The sequence below is a fragment of the Streptomyces sp. NPDC028991 genome (genome assembly GCF_055564775.1).
The window spans coordinates 436148-460387 of sequence record NZ_JBVHVP010000001.1 but is presented as its reverse complement, the minus strand read 5'-3'; the positions used below and the strand labels follow the sequence as shown (position 1 = coordinate 460387).

General features: G+C 66.4%; 22 protein-coding genes. 6 read left to right on the top strand and 16 right to left on the bottom strand.

Annotated elements, in window-relative coordinates:
* Positions 1–13: 13 nt before the first annotated feature.
* The 3 genes from ACZ4V1_RS02025 to ACZ4V1_RS02015 form a co-directional block, all read right to left on the bottom strand.
* Positions 14–1102, bottom strand: coding sequence for a hypothetical protein (locus ACZ4V1_RS02025; protein WP_468328137.1), 1089 nt, complete (start codon positions 1100–1102; stop codon positions 14–16).
* A 128-nt stretch (positions 1103–1230) separates the two neighbouring features.
* Positions 1231–2046: a S1 RNA-binding domain-containing protein gene (locus tag ACZ4V1_RS02020; protein WP_468328135.1), complete on the bottom strand. Its 816-nt coding sequence runs from the start codon at positions 2044–2046 to the stop codon at positions 1231–1233.
* 91 nt (positions 2047–2137) lie between these two features.
* Entirely contained in the window at positions 2138–2278 is a 141-nt protein-coding gene (locus ACZ4V1_RS02015; protein WP_468328985.1) for a hypothetical protein, read from the bottom strand.
* Between the two features lie 49 nt (positions 2279–2327).
* On the opposite strand from ACZ4V1_RS02015, the gene ACZ4V1_RS02010 reads away from it, so the two are divergent.
* Positions 2328–3890, top strand: a complete 1563-nt coding sequence (locus ACZ4V1_RS02010; RefSeq protein ID WP_468328916.1) for a recombinase family protein — start codon at positions 2328–2330, stop codon at positions 3888–3890.
* 162 nt (positions 3891–4052) lie between these two features.
* Here the strand turns inward: ACZ4V1_RS02010 and ACZ4V1_RS02005 are convergent, their stop codons facing one another.
* The 4 genes from ACZ4V1_RS02005 to ACZ4V1_RS01990 all read right to left on the bottom strand — a co-directional run bounded on the left by ACZ4V1_RS02005 (position 4053) and on the right by ACZ4V1_RS01990 (position 7574).
* Positions 4053–5429 (bottom strand): replication initiator, encoded by a 1377-nt coding sequence (locus ACZ4V1_RS02005; protein WP_468328912.1) that lies wholly within the window; start codon positions 5427–5429, stop codon positions 4053–4055.
* Positions 5430–5728: 299 nt separating this feature from the next.
* A complete protein-coding gene (locus tag ACZ4V1_RS02000; protein WP_011029322.1) occupies positions 5729–5926 on the bottom strand; it encodes a hypothetical protein in 198 nt (65 codons plus the stop codon).
* Positions 5923–7224: an FtsK/SpoIIIE domain-containing protein gene (locus tag ACZ4V1_RS01995; RefSeq protein WP_468328133.1), complete on the bottom strand. Its 1302-nt coding sequence runs from the start codon at positions 7222–7224 to the stop codon at positions 5923–5925. Before ACZ4V1_RS01995 ends, ACZ4V1_RS02000 begins: the two co-directional genes overlap by 4 nt.
* Positions 7224–7574 carry an SCO3933 family regulatory protein gene (locus ACZ4V1_RS01990; RefSeq protein ID WP_468328131.1) on the bottom strand — a complete coding sequence of 117 codons (351 nt, stop codon included), beginning with the start codon at positions 7572–7574 and terminating at the stop codon, positions 7224–7226. Before ACZ4V1_RS01990 ends, ACZ4V1_RS01995 begins: the two co-directional genes overlap by 1 nt.
* 165 nt (positions 7575–7739) lie before the next feature.
* Between ACZ4V1_RS01990 and ACZ4V1_RS01985 the strand changes: the two genes are divergently transcribed.
* Positions 7740–8519, top strand: coding sequence for a GntR family transcriptional regulator (locus ACZ4V1_RS01985; protein WP_468328129.1), 780 nt, complete (start codon positions 7740–7742; stop codon positions 8517–8519).
* A 410-nt stretch (positions 8520–8929) separates the two neighbouring features.
* Here ACZ4V1_RS01985 and ACZ4V1_RS01980 read toward each other — a convergent pair whose 3' ends face one another.
* Together ACZ4V1_RS01980 and ACZ4V1_RS01975 are read right to left on the bottom strand one after the other, a co-directional pair.
* Positions 8930–9229, bottom strand: coding sequence for a hypothetical protein (locus tag ACZ4V1_RS01980; RefSeq protein WP_468328127.1), 300 nt, complete (start codon positions 9227–9229; stop codon positions 8930–8932).
* 323 nt (positions 9230–9552) lie between these two features.
* Positions 9553–10119 carry an ATP-binding protein gene (locus tag ACZ4V1_RS01975; RefSeq protein ID WP_468328125.1) on the bottom strand — a complete coding sequence of 189 codons (567 nt, stop codon included), beginning with the start codon at positions 10117–10119 and terminating at the stop codon, positions 9553–9555.
* Between the two features lie 210 nt (positions 10120–10329).
* Here ACZ4V1_RS01975 and ACZ4V1_RS01970 point away from each other — a divergent pair, with 210 nt between their 5' ends.
* Positions 10330–11706, top strand: coding sequence for a sporulation protein (locus ACZ4V1_RS01970; protein ID WP_468328123.1), 1377 nt, complete (start codon positions 10330–10332; stop codon positions 11704–11706).
* Positions 11707–11710: 4 nt separating this feature from the next.
* Here the strand turns inward: ACZ4V1_RS01970 and ACZ4V1_RS01965 are convergent, their stop codons facing one another.
* On the bottom strand, positions 11711–12625 hold the full coding sequence (locus ACZ4V1_RS01965) for a phosphotransferase enzyme family protein (protein ID WP_468328121.1): 915 nt from the start codon (positions 12623–12625) through the stop codon (positions 11711–11713).
* A gap of 211 nt (positions 12626–12836) precedes the next feature.
* Here ACZ4V1_RS01965 and ACZ4V1_RS01960 point away from each other — a divergent pair, with 211 nt between their 5' ends.
* On the top strand, positions 12837–14999 hold the full coding sequence (locus ACZ4V1_RS01960) for a tetratricopeptide repeat protein (RefSeq protein ID WP_468328119.1): 2163 nt from the start codon (positions 12837–12839) through the stop codon (positions 14997–14999).
* Between the two features lie 733 nt (positions 15000–15732).
* Here ACZ4V1_RS01960 and ACZ4V1_RS01955 read toward each other — a convergent pair.
* Complete coding sequence (locus ACZ4V1_RS01955) at positions 15733–16266, bottom strand: hypothetical protein (protein WP_468328117.1); 534 nt, start codon at positions 16264–16266, stop codon at positions 15733–15735.
* Positions 16267–16802: 536 nt separating this feature from the next.
* Here ACZ4V1_RS01955 and ACZ4V1_RS01950 point away from each other — a divergent pair.
* Positions 16803–17189: a hypothetical protein gene (locus tag ACZ4V1_RS01950; RefSeq protein WP_468328115.1), complete on the top strand. Its 387-nt coding sequence runs from the start codon at positions 16803–16805 to the stop codon at positions 17187–17189.
* A 92-nt stretch (positions 17190–17281) separates the two neighbouring features.
* Here ACZ4V1_RS01950 and ACZ4V1_RS01945 read toward each other — a convergent pair whose 3' ends face one another.
* A complete protein-coding gene (locus tag ACZ4V1_RS01945) occupies positions 17282–17467 on the bottom strand; it encodes a hypothetical protein (RefSeq protein ID WP_468328113.1) in 186 nt (61 codons plus the stop codon).
* A 355-nt stretch (positions 17468–17822) separates the two neighbouring features.
* Between ACZ4V1_RS01945 and ACZ4V1_RS01940 the strand changes: the two genes are divergently transcribed.
* Positions 17823–18317, top strand: coding sequence for a hypothetical protein (locus tag ACZ4V1_RS01940; RefSeq protein ID WP_468328111.1), 495 nt, complete (start codon positions 17823–17825; stop codon positions 18315–18317).
* Positions 18318–18448: 131 nt separating this feature from the next.
* Here the strand turns inward: ACZ4V1_RS01940 and ACZ4V1_RS01935 are convergent, their stop codons facing one another.
* From ACZ4V1_RS01935 to mrdA, 4 genes are all read right to left on the bottom strand, one after another.
* On the bottom strand, positions 18449–18634 hold the full coding sequence (locus ACZ4V1_RS01935; RefSeq protein ID WP_468328109.1) for a hypothetical protein: 186 nt from the start codon (positions 18632–18634) through the stop codon (positions 18449–18451).
* Between the two features lie 23 nt (positions 18635–18657).
* Complete coding sequence (locus ACZ4V1_RS01930) at positions 18658–20607, bottom strand: TIGR03960 family B12-binding radical SAM protein (RefSeq protein WP_468328107.1); 1950 nt, start codon at positions 20605–20607, stop codon at positions 18658–18660.
* Positions 20608–20710: 103 nt separating this feature from the next.
* Positions 20711–21910 carry a rod shape-determining protein RodA gene (gene rodA / locus ACZ4V1_RS01925; protein ID WP_468328105.1) on the bottom strand — a complete coding sequence of 400 codons (1200 nt, stop codon included), beginning with the start codon at positions 21908–21910 and terminating at the stop codon, positions 20711–20713.
* Positions 21907–24219, bottom strand: a complete 2313-nt coding sequence (gene mrdA / locus ACZ4V1_RS01920) for a penicillin-binding protein 2 (RefSeq protein ID WP_468328103.1) — start codon at positions 24217–24219, stop codon at positions 21907–21909. Before mrdA ends, rodA begins: the two co-directional genes overlap by 4 nt.
* Positions 24220–24240 lie beyond the last annotated feature (21 nt).

The window sequence follows — 24240 nt, the reverse complement described above, 5'->3', positions numbered from 1 at the left end:
TGCCCAGTGTCGTTCAGTCCTTCGTGAGAGCGGTCGTACTGCTACCAAGAGTACGTGCCTCGGCCGCGGATGGTTCCCGCCGGGCCACCGGCCGCGCCTTGACCGGCTCCCCGAAAAGCATTCTGCGCACGTCGGCGCGGGCCTGCCGCGCGGACAGCCGGGCGGAGCCGAGCACCTGCCTGGCGGCCCTCCCCGCCCCCCGCGCGGCCTCGGCCAGCGGCCGCAGGACGCCGTCCCGCACGGCGTGCCCCACCGGCGTCAGGACACCGCGGTACACCCAGCGCGCCGGCTCGGCGACCGTCCACCGGAAGAGGGTGCCGAGGAACCGCCCGACGGCGCGCGAGACGTACCCGGCGATCCTCCATACGTGCCCGAGGGCGTCCCATACCTCCCTCACGGCGACGGCGAGCACCCGGCCGACCGGAGCGAGCACCCACCGCCACAGCGCGAGGGCCGGCAGCACCAGCAGCACCCGGACGATCCAGTACACGGCCGTGCCGACGCCGGTGACGACAACGCCGAGGCACCAGGCCAGTCCCCTGCCGCACCAGGCGAGCCCCTTGCCGCACCAGGCGAGCGCGTGCCCGACCGGGGTGAGCACCCAGGCGTACGACCACGCGGCCGGTACGACGACGAGATACCGCGCGAGCCAGGAAAGACCGGCGTACAGCCCGCGGCCGACGGCGGCGGACACGGCGCCCACCCCCCGGAAGAACCAGCCGAGCGCGTGCCCCACCGGTGTGAGCAACCACCGGTACACCCACACCGCCGGGACCACGACCAGCACGTTCCCGAGCCAGGCCACGCCCCTGGCCAGCGGCACGACGGCATACCGCCACGCACCGACCAGCGGCCACACGAAGACGGCCCGCCCCAGCCACGCCAGCGCCCGCCCGAACGGCCGCAGCACCGTGTCCCGCAGGAACCGCCCGCCCACGACCAGCGCGTCCCACACCATCCGCACCGGCAAGACCAGCACCAGCACGACGATCCGCACGGGAATCCGGACCGCCACGACGAGACACCCCTCGGCATCCGACCGCGGCGCCGGCTCCGCCCGCGTGCCCGCGACGGGCGCCTTCTCCAGATCCACCATGACCATGAAGACGCCGCGGGGACCGTTTCGGATCCCCGCGGCGTTCGATCGCCGTGGGCTGTCAGCGGCTCGCCGCTCGGCCGCAGCCGGCGATGCGAGCGCCACCGGCCGCGCACGGCCCGCACCGCGACCGCTCAGGCTCGCCGCAGGGAAAGGGACAGCCGGCGTCGCTCGCGGTCGATGTCCGTGACCATGACCGTAAGCTCCTCGCCCAGCTGTACGACATCCTCCGGTGCCTCGACCGGCGCCGGACTCAGCTCGGGCAAGCGCACCAGGCCCTCGACGTCATCCGCGACCTGCACGAAGGCACCGAACGGGAGCAACTTGGTCACCCGCCCACTCAGTCTCTGTCCCACCGCGACGCCTTCGGCGAACCCCATGAAGGGGTCCGGCCGGGTAGCCCGCAGAGACAGCCGGGCCTCCCCTTGCCATGTGTCGAACTGCAAGAACTCGCAACACACCCGCTGCCCGACCTCAACGACCTCCGACACCTCCTCGAAGCGCCCCCAGGACAGCTCGGGATACGTGATGAAGCCGACGCCGGGATAGACCGGGTGATCGGGGCCCTCGTCCAGCGCCACGAACACGCCGAACGACTCGACCGCCGCCACCGTGCCGGTGAGACGTCGGCCGAAGCCGAGCCGCTTGAGGAACGCCCAGAGCTCCGGGTTCTCGGTGGCCGCCATCGACAGCCGTACCCGGCTCTCCTCCAAGTCGACGGCGAGCACCTCGGCGGTGATCCGCCGGCCGACCGCGACGGCATCGGCCATACGCCGTTGCCAGGAGACGTCCAGCGGCCCCGCCACCCCGAGTGGACGAGCGGCGAACCCGTCCAGGGTCACGGTCACCTCGGACCGGGTGACCGCCGCCACCACTCCGCTACAGCGATCACCGACCCGGATCGGTACCAGAAAACTTCTGATGGCCTGATCAACCGACGCGTCCCCCATGCCGGCCAGGATCCCACGTGGCCGGCTGGCCCCACTCCCGTACGGCCTCAGCGGTACACCGCTGTGGCCCGGTCAGCCCCGCTCCGCCGTTTCAGCCGGCAGGAGCGCTGTTCTTGACCGTCAACGGCAGCAGCTTCTTGCCGGTCGGGCCGACCTGGATCTCGGTGTCCATCGCCGGGCATATGGAAAAACGCTTAAAACTATCCGCGAACTGCGCCACGCTGTCTGACATGAGGAAACGAGGACAGCGGCGGCTCGCGGCAGATCGAGCGGCCTACAGCGTGGAAGCCGAGTGGACAGAAGCCGACCTTGCCCTGCTGGAGGAGCTCAAACGGGCTGAGGCCCTACTCCCCCAGGACGCACCCCGGGCGCTCTTATCCATCCGCCTGTCCGTACTGACGGACGACACGACGTCACCGGTACGGCAGGAGCTCGATCTCCGCATCCTGGCGAGGGAGCGAGGGTGCCGAGTCGTCGGTGTCGCCTCAGACCTGAACGTGTCGGCGACGAAGGTTCCGCCGTGGAAGCGGAAGGAGCTCGGGGAGTGGCTGAACAACCGCTCCCCCGAGTTCGACGAGCTCTTGTTCTGGAAGCTCGACCGCTTCGTACGTCGTCTCTCCGATCTCTCGACGATGATCGAGTGGAGCCTGAAGCGCGGGAAGAACCTGGTCTCGAAGAACGACAGCCTCGACCTCACGACGACCGCCGGAAAGATCATGGTCACGATCATCGGCGGCATCGCCGAGATCGAGGCGGTCAACACCTCGACCCGCGTCGCGAGCCTGTGGGACTACGCGAAGTCGCAGGAAGACTGGATCATCGGGAAGCCGGCGTACGGCTACGTCACGGACGAGGACGACACGGGGAAGGTCGTTCTCGTCATCGATCCCGAGGCGGCCAAGGCCCTGCACTGGGCCCGACGCATGGCGCTTCGTGGACGCTCCGCAGGGTTCATGGTGCGCTGCTTGAAGCGGTCCGGCCTGATGACCCAAGGGCTCACCGTGGCAACGCTCCACCGACGCCTGCGCAACCCTGCGCTCCTCGGCTACCGAGTGGAGGAGGACAGGAACGGCGGGCAGCGACGATCGAAGCCGCTCCTCGGCAAGGACGGCAGGCCGATCAGAGTCGCCCCTCCCCTCTTTACTGAGGAGGAGTTCGAGACCCTCGGCGCCGCTCTCGACAAGCGCAAGAAGAACCAGCCGCCGCGTCGTGTCGGAGGAGCGACACAGTTCCTCGGCGTCCTGCTGTGCGCCGACTGCAAGACGAACATGACCGTGCAGATCACGAACAACACGCACGGGACGTACCAGTACCTGCGGTGCCGCAACTGCAAGAGCGGCGGACTCGGAGCGCCCAACCCCGAGCGAGTCTACGAGCGCCTGGTGCAGGACGTGCTCAAGGTCCTCGGAGACTTCCCCGTACAGGTTCGCCAGTACGCAGAGGGCGCCGAGGCCCGCAAGGAGATCAAGCGCCTTCAAGAGACCATCGCGCTGTACATGAAGGACCTCGAACCCGGGGGTCGGTACACGAAGACGCGGTTCACGAAGGAGCAGGCGGAAGCAACGTTGGACAAGCTCATCAGTGAGCTCGAAGCGATCGACCCCGAGACGGCGAAGGATCGATGGGTCAACGTCCACGGCGGCAAGACGTTCCGTGAGCACTGGCAGGAAGGCGGCATGGAGGCCATGTCCGCGGACCTGTACCGGGTAGGGATCCGCTGCGAGGTGACCCGCACGAAGGTGCCGAAGGTCCGAGCACCGAAGGTGCACCTCCGACTACTGATCCCGAAGGACGTACGCGAGCGACTCGTGATCCGAGAGGACGACTTCGCGCAAGCCTTCTGATCCAGCCCTCGCACGAACGAAGCCGCCTTCCCGTCATCTGAGGGAGGCGGCTTCGTCGGTTACTCGAACCATGCAGCAGGGTCAAACGGTTCTTCCGCGCCGTCCTCACTCACAATCACAATCTCGCTGTCGATCAGAGACATCGCTTCGTCGTTCGCAGGCTCAGGCTTGGGCAGAGGAGTTATCGACCCCACCCCCCTGTTGGCTGGCTTCTGAACTGAGTCGCCGAGACTCCGCGAGGTCTTCAGCGACTCCGGCAGCGATGAGAGCGGCGCCCGGTGTGTGGCCGGAGCCGATATAGCGCCAGTGCGCGTCTGTGATCGCGTCGGGGATGTCGGTGTGGCCGACGTGGTGGGCGCGTTCGGCACGTAGTGCGGCGTAGGTGGTGGAGTAGACGCGGGATTTCGTGAGGATGTGGCCCCGGTAGCCGAGGGTGTGGGTCCAGGTACGTAGGCGCAGCGGTGCGTATTCGGGGAGGCCGCCGAGTCGCCAACAGGTGTGCATGAGGGCGCGGACGTGTCGGCTGACGGGTGCCGTGTCGATGTCGTCCCTGGTGGTGACCTTATGGTCGGTGCCGGCGCCGGTCTCGTCGGTGCCCTTGGTGACGTACTTCGCGACGTAGGCGGCCACGGCGTCGTCGTCAGGGCCGTCACCATCGGCGTTCAGGGCACGGACGTCGGTCTGTATGCCCCAGCGCAGTTCCAGTTCGCCGACGGCTGGGCTGTAGGTGGTGTGGACGGTGACCCGCTGGGCGGATGCGTACACGGCGCGGGTGAGCCGGTCCGGGGTGCCCCAGGGCGGGGGTTCGTCGGTGGGTCCGTCCGGGCCGTCGAGGCGGATGACGGCGTGCACGTGGACGGCCGCCCTCTTCTGGTACTCGGCGATACGAGCGAAAGACAACCGGGCGTGCCGGGCGAAGCGCGACTGCACGATGCCGGCCGAGGAGGCGAGGCGGCGGCGGACGTCGATGACGAACCGGTCCCACAGCTTGGCAGCGTGCGCGTGCCAGAGGACGTGGCTGGTGTGGTCGTAGCAGTCCGGGCAGACGGGTTGGCCGACGAGCGGGTCGGCCGGGGCGTGGACGGTGTGGCAGCCGAGGGGACGGCCGTGCTCGCAGGCACCGCCGTTACGGCGGGGGCGGCACGTTGTGCCCACGCGGTGTACCGGTCCGAAGGAGGGGGCGGTGAGGGTGACGAAGAGGCGAGGCCGCGTGCGCACCGTGGTCGGGACGTTCTTGCCGCCGACGAGGCCCGCGCGGACGAGGTGGAAGGTGTCTCCCGCGTGGAGTCGGGAGCAGGCGGGGCAGATGGTTGCGCGGCGGTTGCGGCAGCGGACGAGGAGGCGTTCGCCGGGTTCGTTGCGGGTGTCGTAGTGGTGGAGGATCTCGCCGGTTGCGTGGTCCAGGGTGGTGGTGTGGCCGGAGAGGTGGACGGGGTGGGCGCAGCCGCCGGTTTGGGTGATCTGCTGCAGCCAGCGGGGGAAGTCGGGGTCTTGGGCGATGCGGAGGGCGTCTCGGTCTGCTTCGGGGAGGTGGCGCAGGCGCGCCGCGTGGTCGAGGGCGGCGCGCCGGTCAGCCGGGGTGGTGGGGTGCGGGGTGATGGTGGTGACCTTCCGGGGTGGGCCGCCGCAGCGGCCGGGATGGTGGGTGGTGGCGCGTCGTCGTTCATGGGGATCACTCCTGGTCGGGTCGGTCGTGGGTGGTGGGTTAGCGGATGGTGCCGGTGCCCCGGCAGACGCGGCAGCGGCGCAGTCGTCCGGTCCAGGTCTTGCGGGCTCCGTCGCCCTTGCAGTGGGGGCACCTCACGCGGCGCATGGTCATGCGATGGGGTCCTTGTCTTTCAGGTGTGGGAGAAGCCGCTGATGACCCAGGTGACGAGGCCATGGATGGTGAAGAGGACGGGGGTCTGTCCGAGGTAGAGGCCGAAGAGGCCGACGCAGACCGCTTCCCAGCCGCGTACGTCGCGGGAGCGGACGAGGAGGACGGTGATGATCCCGAAGACCACCGCGAAGCCGAATGCCGTACCTTCGCTGATCACTTGCCGTCTCCTTCTAGCGTCACCAGGGCGCGGTCAAGGGCGGGGAGTTGGGGGGTCATGCCGGAGTGCTTCCGGGCCGTGGCCACGGCTTCATCGGTGGGGGTGAGGTGGGAGCGGGCACGGGCCCAGCCGCCGTCAGGTCCGGTGCAGACGGCCACGCCGCGTTCCTGGGCCGTGATGGCTTGAGCGACGGTTACGGCGTCCTTGTTGAGGTCGCCGAGGGTCATTTCTGCGGTGCCGGGGTCGTTGACGCGGTGGCAGATCCGGCCGCCGAGCTGGGCGCGCAGGGCGGTGACGCCGGGGCCGAGGTCGGAGCCGACGCGTTGGCCGGCCACGACCAGGTGCAGGCCGAGTGCGGCGCCGAGCTGCGCCAGCCGCAGCAGGAGCGTGGAGCACTGCTCTGCTTCCGCCTTGCTCTGGCGGGTGCCGTCGGACAGGTACAGTTCCGCGATCTCGTCGACCAGGACCACGACCGGCACCGGACGGAGCTTGTCCGGCAGCTCCCAGATCGAGCGGACCCCAGCCGTACGGCAAGCGCTCATCCGGTCCTGCATGTCGACCACGAGGGCCGTGAGCACGGCGACTGCTTCGCGCCTGCACGTGGCGAGGGCGCTGAGGCGTTCGGTGAAGAGGCCGAGTTCCATGCCGCCCTTGCAGTCGATGCCGACCAGGGCGACGGGTTGGGATGCGAGTTGGGTGATGAGCCGGGCGAGGAGGGTGGACTTGCCGGAGCGGGTGGCCCCGGCGATGAGCCAGTGCGGGACCAGGCGCAGGTTCATCACCCACGCCCCGCCCGTCTCCAGCGCGCCGATGAGGGCGGAGAGCAGTTCGGCCGGTGCGCTGGCTAAGCCGGGGCGTTCCAGTGGGTCTGTGGCGGTGGCGGTCAGCAGCACGAGGCCGCGTTCCGGCGAGGCCACCCGCACCGCGTGGACCTTCCACGCGTGGACCAGAGCGTCAGCCGCCTGCATGTACGCGGCCGGGGTCTGGCCCGCGTGCAGCCGCACAACCACGCTCAGCCCCATGCGGGTGGCGCGGGGGAAGGAGATCCGCGGAGCCACAGGCCGCACCGGGTCGCCCTTGACCAGCAGATGCCCGACCACCGTCCGCGCGGGGAGCCGGGACACGGCGAGGTCGTTGAGCAGGGCGACCCGACGCCAGGTGAACACCACCCGCCAGGCCGCCGCCGGGTATCCGGTGAGGTACCAGTGCCAGGCCGGACGGTGCCGGCGCACCAGGTCACCGACGACCAGCAGCCAGGCCGCCACGGCGAGGGCGAAGGCGAGGAAGAGGGGTCCCATCAGGCGTCACCGCCCTTGCCGTGCGCCGTCGCCGTACCGGAGATGGGGGTGATGGCCTCGGCACGGAAGCTGATGCCGTGCCGGTCTCCCATCGCCCAGGCGAACGCGATCAGGCCGGTGACCTTGACGATCTGGCCCTCTTGGATGCCCTTCGGTTCGCCGCTCACGGCGATCTCGATGACGGAGATCCGCCGCCGGTCCTGCCGCACGGTCACGGCGACGGTGTAGACCGGGTTGCCGTCCCGGTCCTTCTTCACCTCCTGCGTCTCGGGGTTGCTGAGCTTCGCTTCCGGCGCGATGGCACAGCGCAGTACGCCGAGCCGCGTCGTGTCCACGGGAATGGACTGCATGTTCTGTGGCCTCCCTGGCCGTCGAGGACGCCCGGCACATCCGGACGTCACTTGTCCTTATGAGTTATGACTATGGAGTTCTGTACGGCGAGAGCGCAACTACTTATGCTGACGAGTGCTGTCGCGCGTGCGACGTGCCTACGACACCAGACCGGAGATGTTGAGATGGCGGAGATCCAGCGCCCCGGAGCCCTCTACCAACAGGTGGCTGCGGCCATCCGGGAAGCGATCGTGTCGGGCCAGTTCGCCCCCGCGTCCCTGCTGCCGTCCGAAGCGCAGCTCATGGCCCGCTACCAGGTCTCCCGCCCCACCGTCCGCAACGCCATCGCAGCCCTGCGCGCGGAAGGACTGATCGACGTCCGGCACGGCAAGGGCAGCTTCGTACGCTCCGAGGGACACCCCACGCTCGCCCTTGACCGCCGCATCCAGCACGCCCCCGGCGGAAGATTCGTGATGCTCGGCGGCGACGTCTGGGACGAGGCCGAGGAACCGAGCGTGCACCGCACCCGCACGACGAAGGCGACCGGGCGACTCCTCGGTCTGGGCGAGGAAGAGGAGCTGTTCGGCTGTGACCGCCTCCTGACCAACGCCGCCACGGGCACCCGGGCGATGCACCGGACGCTGATCCCCTTCGCGGTCGCCGAGAGTGTGCCGGCACTCGCCCAGGAGCCTGGCCAGCAGCCGACAGACGTCTACACGGTGCTCGCCAAGGCGGGGCACAAGCTGTGGTGGTCGGAGACAGTACGCGCCCGCATGCCGGTGCCCGACGAGCGCACCACGCTCCACCTCCCGGACGCGACCCCGATCCTGCACCTGTCCCGCATCACACACGGCACCGACGACCGCCCGCTCATCCTCGAAGAACTCCGCATCGGAGCCGACCGCGCCGAAGCCGCCTACCGGATCACCGCCGACAAACAACCCACCCGACGCCGCCAGACCTGACCGGCAACGACGATCGGTCGAAACCCCCTTCACTTCCTCAAGGGCGCGCCTGCGGCGCGCCGGGGCGCCCGGCCGCCCCGGCCGGGCATGCGGCGTGACCGCCGGTCCCGTCCGGTCGCCCGACGCCCCACACCGCAGCACGGCCGAGGAGTCGAGGCGATACCCGCCCGCCGGTGGCAAGGGCGTGGTGGGCTGGGGGTCGCCGGGCTCCGAGACTTTAGGCAGCCACCATGGGGCGAGCCTCGAAGAACAGGGGGCCCATCGGGCACAAACGCGGGCAGGACCAGTGCCTGCCCGATTCGCCGGGCGAGCGTAAGGCCCCCTGTTCACTCGCCCCATGGCAGCTCCCGCCCAAAGTCTCTCCACCCGACGACGTGCCCACCCACACCGCTCACCCGCCGCGGCGCCCATCACCGCGCACCGCCGTCGTGGCCAGCAAGCGCCTCCAGGAGTACGGCGAGCCGATCCGCCGTCTCCGGCCAGCCCGTCAGGCGCACCACACCGCGCCCCGTCTCGTCCGCCGACGCCACGGCCCGCACCGCGGACAACTCGAAGCCCGCGCCCAGGAGCGCACGGTTCAGCCGATCCGCAGACTCACGCGCCGACCGCCAGCCCTCGACGTAATCGACCCCACGCACCCACAGACCCGACTCCGCGTCCGCGATGTCGTCGAGGCCGCCCCGAAGCCAATCCTCACCCGCGCCAGTCACTTGGCCACTCCCATCCGCTTAACCGACGGATCGTCAACTCTTCGTGGCCCGGGGCGTGTAGACAGCACAGCGACCCCGGTACCATCGGGCACCGGGGAACGCTGTGTCCCCTCCCGGACCACCCCGGTTGCTGCCAGGCGCGGGGGTGGTCCGGTCTCGGTATGAGGTTGTGAAGCGCGGCCCCTTGGCCGGGTGGGGAACCCGGTAGACAGTTCGCAAGGGACCGCGCCCCGTGGGCCGGAGAGGTCAGACTCCGGCCGGTGTCCGGGCCGTCGCTCCGCTCCTGATCGCGAAGGAGTGCTCGGGAGGCGACGGTCCGGAGCTCAACGAGGTGAGCCGGCCTCTGCTCCTTGGGCCACGTCCATGCGGCACCACACTGTCTTGCCGCCGCCTTCTCCCGGCGTCCACCAGACAGCGGACGCCAGCCGCTGAACGATCAGCAGCCCTCGACCGTCGTCGGGCAGCACTGCCTCTGACAGCTCACCCATCAGCCCAGGCGAGAAAACATCTCCCACAGGGAGAAGCGGTGGTGTCGAGTCCTCATCCGTGACCCCGATGAAAAGCCACTTCGGCCACAGCTTGAAGCTCACGTCCATACGACGGGACCCGCCAGGCTGAGCCAGAGCAGGTTCCGGCACCACGTGATTCACCACGTTGCCGACCAGTTCCGAGACGATCAACCGAGCGTCGTCCACCATGGCATCCGCACCTGCGCCCCGCAGGAACACGGCCGTCATGTCTCGCGCCACGCGAGCCGAGTCGGCAGCCTCCGCAAAGAGGGTCACGGTCAAGAAGTGCCCTGCGGAGAGATCAGGCTTCGCGAACCAATGGGCGAACGCCTCGATCTCCGCACCCACGTGCTCGCGCTGCCGCGTTTTCCTCGCGTCCATGACGTCCCCTTGTCAGCTTCGACGGCCCCTTCCCGGACCACTTGCTACGCGGAAGCCAGTACACGGCGAACGACGTCTGACCGGGAGTGTCCACCGGGGGGTTCAGATGAACACCGGCAAAGCCCACGGGGGTTCGCCAATGAACCCCCCAACCCCCCACGTTGTGACACGATGAATACTCGCCGTCATTTCTCGGGTTGGCAGGAGAGCATGAGCCGAGAGCCGAACGCGCAACTGATCGCAGTCATGAACGAAGCGCAGGTCTCGAACAAAGGGCTTGCGAAACGAATGAAGGACGCCGCAACACAACGCGGCGTGCCCCTGGGAACCACTCACGTCGCCGTCCAGCGTTGGCGCGACGGCGCAGGCATCCAGCCTCAGACGGCAGCGATCATGGCCGATGTCCTCAGTGCCAAACTGAACCGTCGCGTCACGCCCGGCGATCTCGGATTCTTCGATCATGCGAAGCAACCCAACCCGGACTCTGTCGGTTACCCGCGCACTGTCCCCGACGCGCTGTCCATGCTTGACGGCCTGGCCCAGGAACGCGCCGAGGACACACCGGACGATGGAGGTCTGATCGTCGCCGACGCGGACCTGAGTTCCACCGTCCTGTCGTGGATGATCAGTAGGCCCGACGGCATCCAGGCCGACAGGCCGGCACACCAGCGAATCGGCATGCGCGACGTCCGGGCAATCCGGGACGCAGCGGACATGTTCATGCAGCTCGACTTCAAGTACGGAGGCGGCCACGGCCACCGCGCCTTACGCCACTACTTCCGGCACGAAGTCCTTCCCCTGCTCAGCGCGAGCTACAGTCAGAAGGTAGGCACCGCGCTATACGGCGCAGCCGCCGAGGTGTCGCAGCTCCTCGCGTGGACCGCGTACGACACCGGCAACCATCGACTCGCCCACCGCTACCTGACCTCCACGCTGCGCCTGTCCCAGGTCATCGACGACCGCATGTTCGGCGCCCGCATTCTCGGCAACCTCAGCCACCAGGCCAACTACCTCGGCCACCACACACAGGCCATCCAGTTGGCCCGAGCCGCCGTCGAGGGAGCCAAAGGGAGAGCCACCCCACGTGCCATGGCGAACTACGCCGCCATGGAAGCACGGGCCCTGTCGAACGCAGGCGACCGAATCGCCGCCGGACGCGCCATGAACGAAGCGGAACGCCACTTCGAGCGCGCGGAAACCGGAGAAGATCCGGCATGGCTGGGCTACTTCGACTCAGCGGAACTCATGGGCGAACTCTGCCACTGCTTCCGCGACCTCACGATGCGCCGCGAAGCCGTCGAGCAGGCACAGCGGGCCGTGGACACCACCGACCCGAAGTACGCCCGCACCCTCGGGTTCTGCCGCATGGTGCTCGCCCAGAGCCAGCTACTCAACGGCGAACTCGAAGCCGCCGTCCAGACAGCCAGCCTGGCCGTGGACGGTGGCGACAGCCTCCAGTCAAACCGCTTCCAGCGCTACGTCACCGACTTCCAGACCGAGGTCAGCGCACACTCGTGCAACCCCGTGGTGACCGCCTTCAACGACCAGGTACGCGATGCACTGGCCCGCCTGGACGACGACGAGTAGCTCCCTACCAGGGACGCCAGTCCCGCGGAGCAGCGTCATCACGAAGCGCCGCAATGCGCCGGCGGTACTCGGCAGCCGTCTGCTCGTCCTCCCGGATGTTCTGCATGAGCCACGTCGTCATGCCGAACTCCTGAAGGCCGCGCAGCATCTCATAGCCAGGCCAGTCGTACAGATCACGACCGTACGCACTCACGAAGTCGGCGTACTGCTCGTCGCTCTGCCACCCAAGGCTGTGATGCTCAACGGCCGTGACCATCAGATCCCACTCAGGATGGTCACAGCAGAACGCCTCGAAGTCGATCAGAATCACCTGCCCACGGTCGTCCACCATGAGGTTCTGCACATGGGCATCCCCGTGCACCGGCCCCTTGGGCGTATCGAACTGCAGGTCCGCATACCGGTCTTGCAGCTCACGCCACCGCTTCCGCAGGAATGTCCGGTCATCCTCAGGGATCGGCGCACGGTCGATCCGCAGTTCCTGCTTACCGAAGGGGTCAAACCGAGGCAACTCAAGCCCGGCCGGCACCGTGAGCGAGTGAAGGTCACGCAGCACCGCCCCCAGCTCCCCGTAGGCAGGCTTCCTATCGCCCTCCACGATCCGGTGCCAGAACGTCACAGGGTGCCCGTGGATCAGCAGCGGCTGCTCAAGATCCTCCACAATGCGCGCCGCAGGGACCCCCTCCCCCTCCAACCACCCAGCAACGGCAACCTCCTTCTGAGCCGTCGGCAGCCACTCCCGCCCCCGGGCCACACGCACGATCACCGGGGCTTCCGCCAGCCAAAACAGTGCATTCTCGCCCAGCCGGATCAACTTTGCGCCTCTGTCTTCGAGCCCCACAGCCCGGCACGCGGCGACCAGCACCCGCGAGACCACCGCCGACGTGAACCCCTCATCCGATCGAGCAGCCTCAACTGCCATGCCCGTACCAGCTCCCCTAGTCGCGCGCGATCAACCAGCACACGCCCACGGGTGACCAACCCGACGCGCGCCGGACACGACCACGAATCTACCTGGACGACACCACGGCACACGAGAGCACAGGCGCTACTCACAGTGGTCAGCGACATCGGCACCACCCGACGAACAAAATCGATACCATAACGGTCCATTAGATCCACAGGGGGGTGCGGTGAATAACGAAATCAAAGACGGCGTCTTCTTTGGTGCAGTGATTCAAGGTCAACACACGACGATTCAGCTGCCACCTGTAGTGAGCCCAGCCCTGAGTGGCCTACCTCGTCGGGCATCTACTTTCGAAGGGCGCGATCGCGAGATTTCCGAGATGCACGCTATCTTGCGACCCACGGCATCCAAGAGTGAAGCCGTGATTGCCGTGACAGGTATGGCTGGCGTCGGCAAGACAGAACTCGCGCTCCAGGTGGCACATTTCGCCCTAAATGAGACCGAATGGTTCCCTGGCGGCGTTTTGTTCATTGACCTATTTGGGTATGACACCGACCGCCGAGTTGAGCCCCACGCGGCTCTCGGCAGCCTGCTTGGTTCACTCGGACTACCAGCAGAATCTATTCCCGAGGAGACGCAAGATCGCGCGAGAATGTTCCGCTCTGTACTGCAGTCATACGCCGAACAAGGCAAGCGCATCCTCGTCCTACTCGATAATGCAGACTCCTCCGACCAAGTATCTCCTCTAATCCCTAGTGACGGAATAAATGCAGCTCTGGTCACCTCAAGACACACGCTGTCCATCGACGCGAAACTGTATGACCTCGATGTACTGAGGCCTGATTCCGCAATCGACGTCATCCGAGCAGTAATTCGACGACACAGAGGGCCCCAAGATTCCAGGGTAGAGCAAGAGCCGACGGACACACTTCGAGTCGCAGGGTTGTGCGGCTTCCTCCCATTAGCACTACAGATCGCCGCAGCTCTACTGGCGGACTCATCAAGTCGTCCGATTAAGTCACTGGCGGACGACTTGGCCAATGCTCATTCTAGACTGGACACCCTGACACGAGAAGAGCGAGCTGTCCGGGCAGCCTTTGATCTGTCCTATGAAAGACTGCCGAAAGATCAGGCCCGCCTCTTTCGCCTACTCCCGCTCAATGCAGGTCCAGACGTTGCAAGTGAAGCTGTCTCTAAACTGGCCGAGCTTGAAGTACGGGAAACTGCCCGAATGCTGGAGTCCCTGAGTCGGGCCCACCTGGTCGAAGTGGGGCAGGTTTGGGGACGGTGGCGCCTCCATGACTTGCTGCGAATTTATGCAAACGAGAAGGGTGACGCCTCAAAAAGAGAAGATGGACAGGAACAGGCCGTACGCCGCTTGGTCAGATACTACTCGGATACTTCAGAGTCTGCTGATTGGGTTCTTAGAGACAGAGCATCAAAAGCGGAAGGGAAATGCTTTCGGGATAGGCACGGCGAGCCAGTCAAATGGTTCCACATCGAAGAGGCTAACCTTCTCGCCGCGAGTCATCTAGCAGAGAGGGAAGGACTGTTCGAAGGCGCCTATTCCATCTCCATACACCTCGGCCTATATCTAGATGTTCGAAGAAGGGTAACGGATCTAATCGGTGTCGCCAAGACCGCACTAAGTGCTGCACGTAAAGCCGAAAACATCGATTGGCAAGCCCGGTCTCTGAATCATTTGGGGCTTGCACTCTCAAGCATTAGGCGTTTTAGTGACGCAATTCCACCCCTCATGGAAGGAGTCAAGCTCGCCCGGGCGGCAGGAGCTAGAGAAGTGGAGTGTGACATGTTGATCGCTCTTGGTGCTGCACTGAGGCAGGTGAATGGACCGGCAGCAGGCATCCCTCCGCTAAAACGCGCTCTCACGTTGGGGCGAGCGTTGGGCGATCCTCTCCATGTCGGAACAGTCTTGACGAATCTTGGAAACGTTTACCGGGAATCTGGAAGACTCGCTGAAGCTGTCAAAGCGTATGGCGAATCAGTTCGATTTCATCAACTTAGCGGTGATCGCCGAAAGGAAGCATCGGGACACTCAGGGCTCGCCTTAGCCTTCTCGCAACTAGGGAATCACGATGCATCACTCCCTCATTTCAGAAAGGCGATCGAACTGTACAAGAGTGTCGGGGACCAGCACGGGCTAGCTATCACGTTGATGAATCTTGGAGGCACTCACACCGCGATGGCAGATTTGAAGAGTGCGCGCGACATCTTCCAGAAAGCAAGAGTATGCTATCGAGAGAGCCGCGACCCTCACGGCGAGGGGGTTACTCTCCTCAACCTATCTTTCCTTGAACGTGATGCAGGCAATCAGAAACAGTCACGCGCCTACTTCGAGATGGCTCAGGAGCTGTTCAATGCTAAGTAGCGCTATAGGTACCTGTAGCCGTGCCACGTTAAACGCTTCTTTCAGCGAGACCGGGGAACCGGCGATGCTGCAGCAGCGTCCTCGTGTGAGAACGCGAACCAGTGAGGAGGCAGCGCGAATGGATCCTGTTTCAACGGCGCTACTGATCGCTCTTGCAGGCGGCGCTGGGGGTGAGGTTGGCCGACAGACTTGGGCAGCGTTGACCGCTCTGATCCGTCGGCCTTTTCGAAGTGAAGAGGAAGTCACGTCACCTTCACCTGCAGTGGGGTCAGGAGAGCTTGAACTGCAGAGGCTAGAGCAAGCGCCGGCCGATGTATCCCTTGCGCAAGCCTTGAGTGTCGCCTTGGCGGCACGGGCAGCAAATGACGAACACTTCCGTAGCGAACTCGGCCGATGGCATGAGCAGGCTAAGACCGTCGGTGTGAGTAGCGAAGACGTAACCAACACAATCAGCGGAGGCACATTCAATGGTCCAGTTGTACAGGGAAGAGACTTCTCAGGAGTGACCTTCACTGACCGGCCAGCTTCCTCTCCTGAAGCACCACGTCGGCCCTAAGTTGCCGCAGGGATGCGCCTATCTACAGCGCACCTCGTTCGCGTGAGATAGACATATGGGCCCTCGATGCGTCTTTGGGGGCCCATAAATTCATTTCGTTACGTGTATAACTTCACGACCCGGCAGCGCGTTGAGACGACTTGAAGGCTTAATTATCACAAATTCGCCTTACTGAACCTACTTTCGCAAGGTGCTTGCGATCTGGTCTGTCTGCCCGAGCAGTCTCAGGGTAGGCGTCCACTGGCCGAGCAAAGTCATCAGATCCGGAAGAGCTGCCGCATAGGCCGTGAGTATGGTCCCGTCCGCGTTCCCCGTCAGCAGAAGAGCAAATCGGGGGACTCGATCATGACGTTCGTAGACAACCAAGTTCAGAGGAAGATGCAGATCGTGGACATACCTATTGTGAACTTTATCCGCAAAGCCGTTCGCAGCAAACCAAGGATGAAAACCGGCTGCACGAAGATCATCAGCGTAGTCACTTGTGCCAGCATCGGGTATAGGGTCATACGCAAGATCAACCCACTCGCCGTGGGAAAACATCTGATCGTGCGCCCCCAGTCGAGTACCAGTCCGGACCTTATGCTGCGGCAACTCGAACTGAACCTGGCCACCCATGATCACCGGGCCGTGGAAAGTTCCGCCGCTCGCTTCGTTGTTCGTTTGAGGCGCTCCGAGGCTCCGGCTCCTGCCTTCTTTGCGGCTCTCTTCCATAGCGTCCCCCACTCGCATAGTTCAGAGCTTCATCCTGCCCGATGAGGGGAGCAAGGGCCCGCGAAAGCTCCTGAGCACTCCTCTGCGCTCTCAAACCCACTCCACTTCGGACAGGATGCTCGCGTGGCCGCCAGAGCTCGGGAGAGGCGTCCGGGGAGCGTCTCGCGTCGACTGCCGCGCCGTCACGGCCCCGAGCGAACCGAGCACCGCGGCCACCTCATCCTCTGTGGCGTCCGCCACAGCCTCAGCAATGCGCCGCAGTGGCTCAGTCATCCCTCACTCCTCCGTTTCCGCTGGTCAGTCGGACTTCTTCACCGTCAGCGGCAGCAGCTTCTTGCCCGTCGGGCCCGTTTGTGGCCATGTGTCGAACTGGGGGCACACTCGCTCACACAATCGTGTGTGTAGTGCCCGAGGTGTAGTCAGCGCCGTACGCTTCGATGTGCCGCATTGCCGCGGGATCCTGCACCAGGTCGGTGATCACAAGGCTCTTCCGCCTTGCTCCCGTTCGGGAGCTTGGTGCGTGCGACGATCAGAGGGTGGACGAACCCGACTTCATAGTTCTCCGGCGCCTTCTGAGCAACTCCCTGTCGGTACTGGCCGCCGATGCTCCGGTCCAGACGGCCTGGCTCGATGAGCACAAGGTGGCGGCGGATGAGATCGCGCTGGACTTCGAATGCGCCTTTCGCATGGCCAACAGGTTGGTGGAGCGCCATCAGATCAGCAGGAACGCCGCTGCCCAGCTCCAAGAAATCGACGTGCTACTCGCCGATATGAGTGGTTACGTACAGGCCAACCGATGGACACGGAATGCACTGGCCAGCGACGCCGGGTGGAGCCAGGCCCGGCATCTCGCGCGCCAAGTCCTCATCGAGCTGACTGGCAAGTGGGAGCACCCACTACCGAGCATCAAAGTGATCCGCTGACGCGGATGGTCACCTGGCCGGCTGGGGGTGTCACTTCGGTTGGATGTACCTGATCCTGCCGTCAGGTCACCGCGGGGCCCCGGCTCCATCCCTCACACCCACTCCACGTCCGACGAGACTTCCGAAGGGACGCCAGGCGGCGGCAGTGGCGTTCTCAGCGCCTTCTTCGCCGGCTGCCGCCGATCCCTCTGCAAGCCGAGCGCGGTCAGCAGCGTCACCGCATCCGGCTCTGTGACGTCATCCACAGCCTCAGCGATGCGGTGGAGCGGATCGCTCATCCCACAGCCCCGTTTCAGCTGGTCAGCCGGACTTCTTCACCGTCAGCGGCAGCAGCTTCTTGCCCGTCGGGCCCGTTTGTGGCCATGTGTCGAACTGGGGGCACACTCGCTCACACAAGTCGAGCATGTAGCGACCGAGGTGCCTTCAGCGGCGTGCACTTCGATGTGCCGCACTACCGTTCACGACGTGGTCCGCGCCCTGCCTAGACGAGTAGATCCGATGTGACAGTGGTTGCCGCCCCTATGGCCCGAGCCTCATGAGGGCCCGATGGGAGAACTGGCCAGACCGCTCTCTGCCCGGACACCGCGTCGTTATGGTGTGGTGGTTTGCCCAGGCCATGAACAGGAGGGGATCATGACCGTCGAGCATGAGTGGCTGTTGGACGAGACTCCCTGGCCCGAGCAGGCCGCGCTGGTCTATGGCGAGATGGTGGAACTGACGACGCCACATCCACCAATTCCGAAATTGGGCTGGCTTGGGCCGGAGATCATAGGCAGCCGCGGTGTGGTCGTCGCGTGTGTCATCGAGCAGGATGAGCGTGACGGTCGTGTAGGACCGCTCTACGCGGTGGAGACCGAGGACGGCAGTCCCTGGAGGCTGCGGTCGGAGTTTTTGGTCTCCCGGGGAGGTCTTCACCCCGACATGCCGCCCCGCTATTGCAGCGACCTACCCGAAGGAACCCGCGTCCGAATCCGCTTGGAGTCGGACAGACCAGGCGCGACGACGGAAGCTGTCGGGGAGGTTACCGGGATCTGGCGGACGACGTCCTTGGAGCCGCCGAAGGGCTACATCGTGCAGGTTGGCGAGTACTCCCACTGCGTGACCCCGCAGCAGACCGAGGTCCTCTGACTCAGCGGCAGCCTGCGGGCAGTCGCTGCCAAATGCTCGCCAGGACCCGCTGGATCACCCGATCAAGACACCCCCGAAGGCCCGCCCGCCTGTTGTTTCAGGCCAAGCTGACCTTTGAGGGTGTCTATTCCTCACATCCACTCCACGTCCGAGGAGACGCCTGAAGGGGCACCAGGCGGCGGCAGTGGCATTCTCAGCGCCTTCTTCGCCGGCTGACGCCGATCCTTCTGCAAGCCGAGCGAGGTCAGCACTGCCACCGCATCCGTCTCTGTGACGTCAGCCACAGCGTCAGCAATGCGGTGCAGCGGCTCGCTCATCCCACAGCCCCCGTTTCCGCTGGTCAGTCGGACTTCTTGACCGTCAGCGGCAATAGCTTCTTGCCCGTCGGGCCCGTTTGTGGCCATGTGTCGAACTGGGGGCACACCCCGCAGTCGAAGCAAGGCGTCCAGCGGCAGTCGTCGACCTCGGTCTCGTCGAGGGCGTCCTGCCAGTCCTCCCAGAGCCATTCCTTGTCGAGGCCCGAGTCGAGGTGGTCCCAGGGAAGGACCTCCTCGTAGCCGCGCTCGCGGGTGGTGTACCAGTCGACGTCGACGCCGAAGGGCTCCAGGGCCTTGTCGGCGCAGGCCATCCAGCGGTCGTAGGAGAAGTGCTCGCGCCAGCCGTCGAAGCGGCCGCCGTCGTCGTAGACGGCGCGGATGACGGCGCCGATGCGGCGGTCGCCGCGGGAGAGGAGGCCCTCGACGATGCCGGGCTTGCCGTCGTGGTAGCGGAAGCCGATGGAGCGGCCGTACTTCTTGTCGCCGCGGATCTTGTCGCGGAGCTTCTGCAGGCGGGCGTCCGTCTCCTCGGAGGAGAGCTGCGGGGACCACTGGAAGGGGGTGTGGGGCTTGGGGACGAAGCCGCCGATCGAGACCGTGCAGCGGATGTCGCCGGAACCGGAGACCTCGCGGCCCTTCTGGATCACGCGGGTGGCCATGTCGGCGATCTGGAGGACGTCGTCGTCGGTCTCGGTGGGCAGGCCGCACATGAAGTACAGCTTCACCTGGCGCCAGCCGTTGCCGTAGGCCGTGGCGACGGTCCGGATGAGGTCGTCCTCCGAGACCATCTTGTTGATGACCTTGCGGATGCGCTCGGAGCCGCCCTCGGGGGCGAAGGTGAGGCCGGAGCGGCGGCCGTTGCGGGTCAGCTCGTTGGCCAGGTCGATGTTGAAGGCGTCCACCCGGGTGGAGGGGAGGGACAGGCCGATCTTGTCCTCCTCGTACCGGTCCGCGAGGCCCTTGGCGACGTCACCGATCTCCGAGTGGTCGGCGGAGGAGAGCGAGAGCAGGCCGACCTCTTCGAAGCCGGTGGCCTTCAGGCCCTTCTCGACCATGTCGCCGATGCCGGTGATGGAGCGCTCGCGCACCGGGCGGGTGATCATGCCGGCCTGGCAGAAACGGCAGCCGCGGGTGCAGCCGCGGAAGATCTCGACGGACATGCGTTCGTGGACGGTCTCGGCGAGCGGGACCAGCGGCTGCTTGGGGTAAGGCCACTCGTCGAGGTCCATGACGGTGTGCTTGGAGACGCGCCACGGGACGCCCGAGCGGTTGGGGACGACGCGGGCGATACGGCCGTCGGGGAGGTACTCGACGTCGTAGAAGCCGGGGACGTAGACCCCGCCGGTCTTCGCCAGGCGCAGGAGGAGTTCCTCGCGGCCGCCGGGGCGGCCCTCGGCCTTCCAGGCGCGGATGATCGCGGTGATCTCCAGGACGGCCTGCTCGCCGTCGCCGATGACCGCGCAGTCGATGAAGTCGGCGATCGGCTCGGGGTTGAAGGCCGCGTGGCCGCCGGCCAGGACGACCGGGTCGTCGATGCCGCGGTCCTTGGACTCCAGCGGGATGCCGGCCAGGTCCAGGGCGGCGAGCATGTTGGTGTAGCCGAGCTCCGTGGAGAAGGAGAGGCCGAAGACGTCGAAGGCCTTCACCGGGCGGTGGCTGTCGACGGTGAACTGCGGGACGGAGTGCTCCCGCATCAGCGCCTCCAGGTCCGGCCAGACGCTGTAGGTGCGCTCGGCGAGGACGCCCTGCTGCTCGTTGAGGACCTCGTAGAGGATCATGACGCCCTGGTTGGGCAGACCGACCTCGTACGCGTCGGGGTACATCAGGGCCCAGCGGACGTCGCAGGATTCCCATTCCTTGACCGTCGAGTTGAGCTCTCCGCCGACGTACTGGATCGGCTTCTGCACATGCGGGAGCAGAGCTTCGAGCTGCGGAAACACGGAAGACACAGACTCGGCGGCTTCGGCAGGCATCTCACGGGACCTTTGTGTGCTGACAGGGGGGACCATCCAGCCTAACCCGGCGGAGCACGTCCCCCGTACCGCCCGCGGTCCTCCCTGTCCGGCGGCCCCGTGCTCAGGCCGACATCGGTCTTTGCACCGTGATCGACTGGAGCAGCCCGACCGCCAGCCACACGGAGAACATCGACGAGCCGCCGTACGACACGAAGGGCAGCGGCAGGCCGGTGACCGGCATGATGCCGAGCGTCATGCCGATGTTCTCGAAGGTCTGGAAGGCGAACCAGGCGACGATCCCGGCGGCGACGACCGTCCCGTACAGGTCGGTGGTCTCGCGGGCGATCTTGCAGGCGCGCCAGAGCACCACCCCGAGCAGGGCGATGATGAGGCCCGCGCCGAGGAAGCCGAGCTCCTCTCCGGCGACCGTGAAGACGAAGTCGGTCTGCTGTTCGGGGACGAAGCGGCCGGTGGTCTGTGAGCCGTTGAACAGGCCGGAGCCGGTGAGTCCGCCGGAGCCGATGGCGATGCGTGCCTGGTTGGTGTTGTAGCCGACGCCCGCGGGGTCGAGTTCCGGGTTGGCGAAGGCGGCGAAACGGGCGATCTGGTAGTCGTCGAGGATGCCGAGCTGCCAGACGGCGAGGGCGCCGGCGGTTCCGGCGCCGATGAGTCCGAACACCCAGCGGTTGGTGGCGCCGGAGGCGAGCAGTACGCCCAGCACGATGATGACCATGACCATGACCGAGCCGAGGTCGGGCATCAGCATCACGATCAGCATCGGCACGGTGGCCAGGCCCAGGGCCTGGAGCACGGTCCGGTGGTCCGGGTTCGGCCGGTCCCCCGCGTCGACGCGTGCGGCCAGCAGCATCGCCATGCCGAGGATGATCGTGATCTTCACGAACTCCGAGGGCTGCAGGGAGAAGCCGCCGGGGAGTTTGATCCAGGAGTGGGCGCCGTTGATGGTCGAGCCGAGCGGCGTGAGTACCAGCAGGATCAGGAAGACGGACGCGCCGTAGAGGACCGGCACGGCGGTGCGCAGGGCGCGGTGGCCGAGCCAGACGACTCCGACCATCAGGGCGAGCCCGATGCCGGTGTTCAGCAGGTGCCGGGTCAGGAAGTAGTACGGGTCGCCCTGGTTGAGCTCGGTGCGGTTGCGGGTGGCCGAGTAGACGAGCAGCGAGCCCATCAGCGAGAGCGCGACGGCGGCCAGCAGTATCGGCCAGTCGAGCCGGCGCGCCATCGAGTCGCGGGCGAGGAGCCGGGTCCAGCCGGCCTTCTCGGGGCCGTATCCGGAGACCTGGAAGCTCTTGGTCCCGGTCATGCGCGTGCCCTCCGGCTTCCGCCGCGGCCCGCACCGCGGCTTGTGCTGCCGCGCCGGTCTCCGCCGCCGCGTCGTCGTCGGTGGCGGCGCGTGTCGCGGTTGTCCCCGTTCTGCGTCGGGGTCGTCGCGCCCTGCTCCTGTCCGTCGATGGGGGCGTACTCCTCCTCCGGGGATGCCTTCTCGTCCGGCAGCAGGTCCTTGACGACGTCCTTGGGGATCTTCGGCGCGGGGATGGTCCCGTCCGGCTTGACCGTCGGGAGCTTCGCCTGCGGCTCGGGCAGCAGTGCCTTCTTCTTGTCGATCTCTCCGTCGTCCGAGACGCCGTACAGCGCGTCGTAGATGTTGCGGACGGCGGGTCCCGAGGCGCCGGATCCGGTGCCGCCCTGGGAGATCGTCATGACGATCGCGTACTCGTCGGTGTACGTGGCGAACCAGGAGGTGGTCTGCTTGCCGTGGACCTCGGCCGTACCGGTCTTGGCGTGCATCGGGATCTTGTCCTGGGGCCAGCCGACCTGTGCGAACCGCCAGGCGGCGGTGCCGCGGGTGGCGACGCCGGCGAGGGCTTCGTCCATCTTGGTCAGTGTGGTCTTGCTTATCGGCAGCTTGCCGTGCGCCTCGGGCTCGATCGCGCGGATCTCCTTGCCGTCGGGGCTGACGATCGCCTTGCCGATGCTCGGGTCGTACAGGGTCCCGCCGTTGGAGATGGCGGCGTAGATGGTGGCCATCTGGATGGGGGTGGTGAGGGTGTCGCCCTGGCCGATGGAGTAGTTGATGGCGTCACCGGCGCGCATCTTGTTGCCTTCGAGGCAGCCCTCGTAGGCGAGCTTCTCGACGTAGGTGCCGTCCTTCTTGCCGGACTTGCACCAGGCGTCCTTGTTGGCCTCCCAGTAGTCCTGCTTCCACTGCCGGTCGGGGACGCGGCCGGTGACCTCGTTGGGGAGGTCGATGCCGGTCTTCTTGCCGAGGCCGAAGTCGTGGGCGGCCTTGTAGAAGTAGTCGTTGGGGTTCTTCGGCTTGTTGCCGCCGTCCCTCTTCCACTCCTGGTGGGCCAGGCGGTAGTAGACGGTGTCGCAGGAGAGTTCCAGGGCGCGGCCGAGGCTGATCGCGCCGTAGCTGGCGGACTCGTAGTTCTTGAAGACCTGGCCGCCGACGGAGTAGGAGCTGGAGCAGTCGTAACGGCCGTCGAATTCGTAGCCCGCTTCGACCGCGGCGGACGTGGAGATCACCTTGAAGATCGAGCCGGGGGCCGCCTGGCCCTGGGTGGCGCGGTTGAGCAGCGGGTAGTTGGAGTCCTTGCCGGTCATCTCCTTGTAGTCGGCGGCGGAGATGCCGCCGACCCAGGCGTTGGGGTCGTAGGCCGGGTTGGAGGCCATGGCGACGACGCGGCCGGTCTTGGCCTCCATGACCACGACGGCGCCGGCGTCGGCCTTGTAGTTCTCGCCGGTGTTGTCGTCGTACTGCTTGCGGGCTTCCTTCATCGCCTCGTTCAGCTCGTACTCGGCGACCCGCTGGACGCGGGCGTCGATGCTGGTGACGAGGTTGGAGCCGGGCACGCCGGGGTCGGACTCGGACTCGCCGATGACGCGGCCGAGGTTGTCGACCTCGTAGCGGGTGACGCCGGCCTTGCCGCGCAGCGCCTTGTCGTACTGGCGTTCCAGGCCGGAGCGGCCGACCTGGTCCGAGCGCAGGAAGGGCGAGTCGGTGTCCTGGGCCTTCTGGATCTCCTCGTCGGTGACCGGCGAGAGGTAGCCGAGGACCTGCGCGGTGTTGGACCCGCCGGGGCCGGCGTAGCGGCGCAGGGCCTCGGGTTCGGCGGTGATGCCGGGGAAGTCCTCGGCGCGCTCGCGGATCTGGAGGGCCTGTTTGGGGGTGGCCTCGGCGGTGACGGGGATCGGCTGGTAGGGCGAGCCGTTCCAGCAGGGCTGGGGGGTCTCGGCGTCGCACAGCCGGACCTTGTCCATGACCTCCTGGGGCTTCATGCCGAGGACGCCGGCGAGCTTGGTGAGGACGGCCTTGCCGTCGTCCTTCATCTTCAGCAGGTCGGTGCGGGAGGCGGAGACGACGAGCCGGGTCTCGTTGTCGGCGAGCGCCACGCCGCGGGCGTCCAGGATCGAGCCGCGGGGCGCGGGCTGGACGACCTGCTGGACGTGGTTCCCGGAGGCTTCTTCGGCGTACTCGTCGCCCTGGCGGACCTGGAGGTACCAGAGCCGGCCTCCGAGGGTGGCGAGGAGGGAGAGGACGAGGATCTGGATGACGACGAGCCGGGTCTGGACACGGGTGCTGCGGCCGGTCTCGGGGATGTTAGTCATGGGCGCGGCCCATTCGGTCGA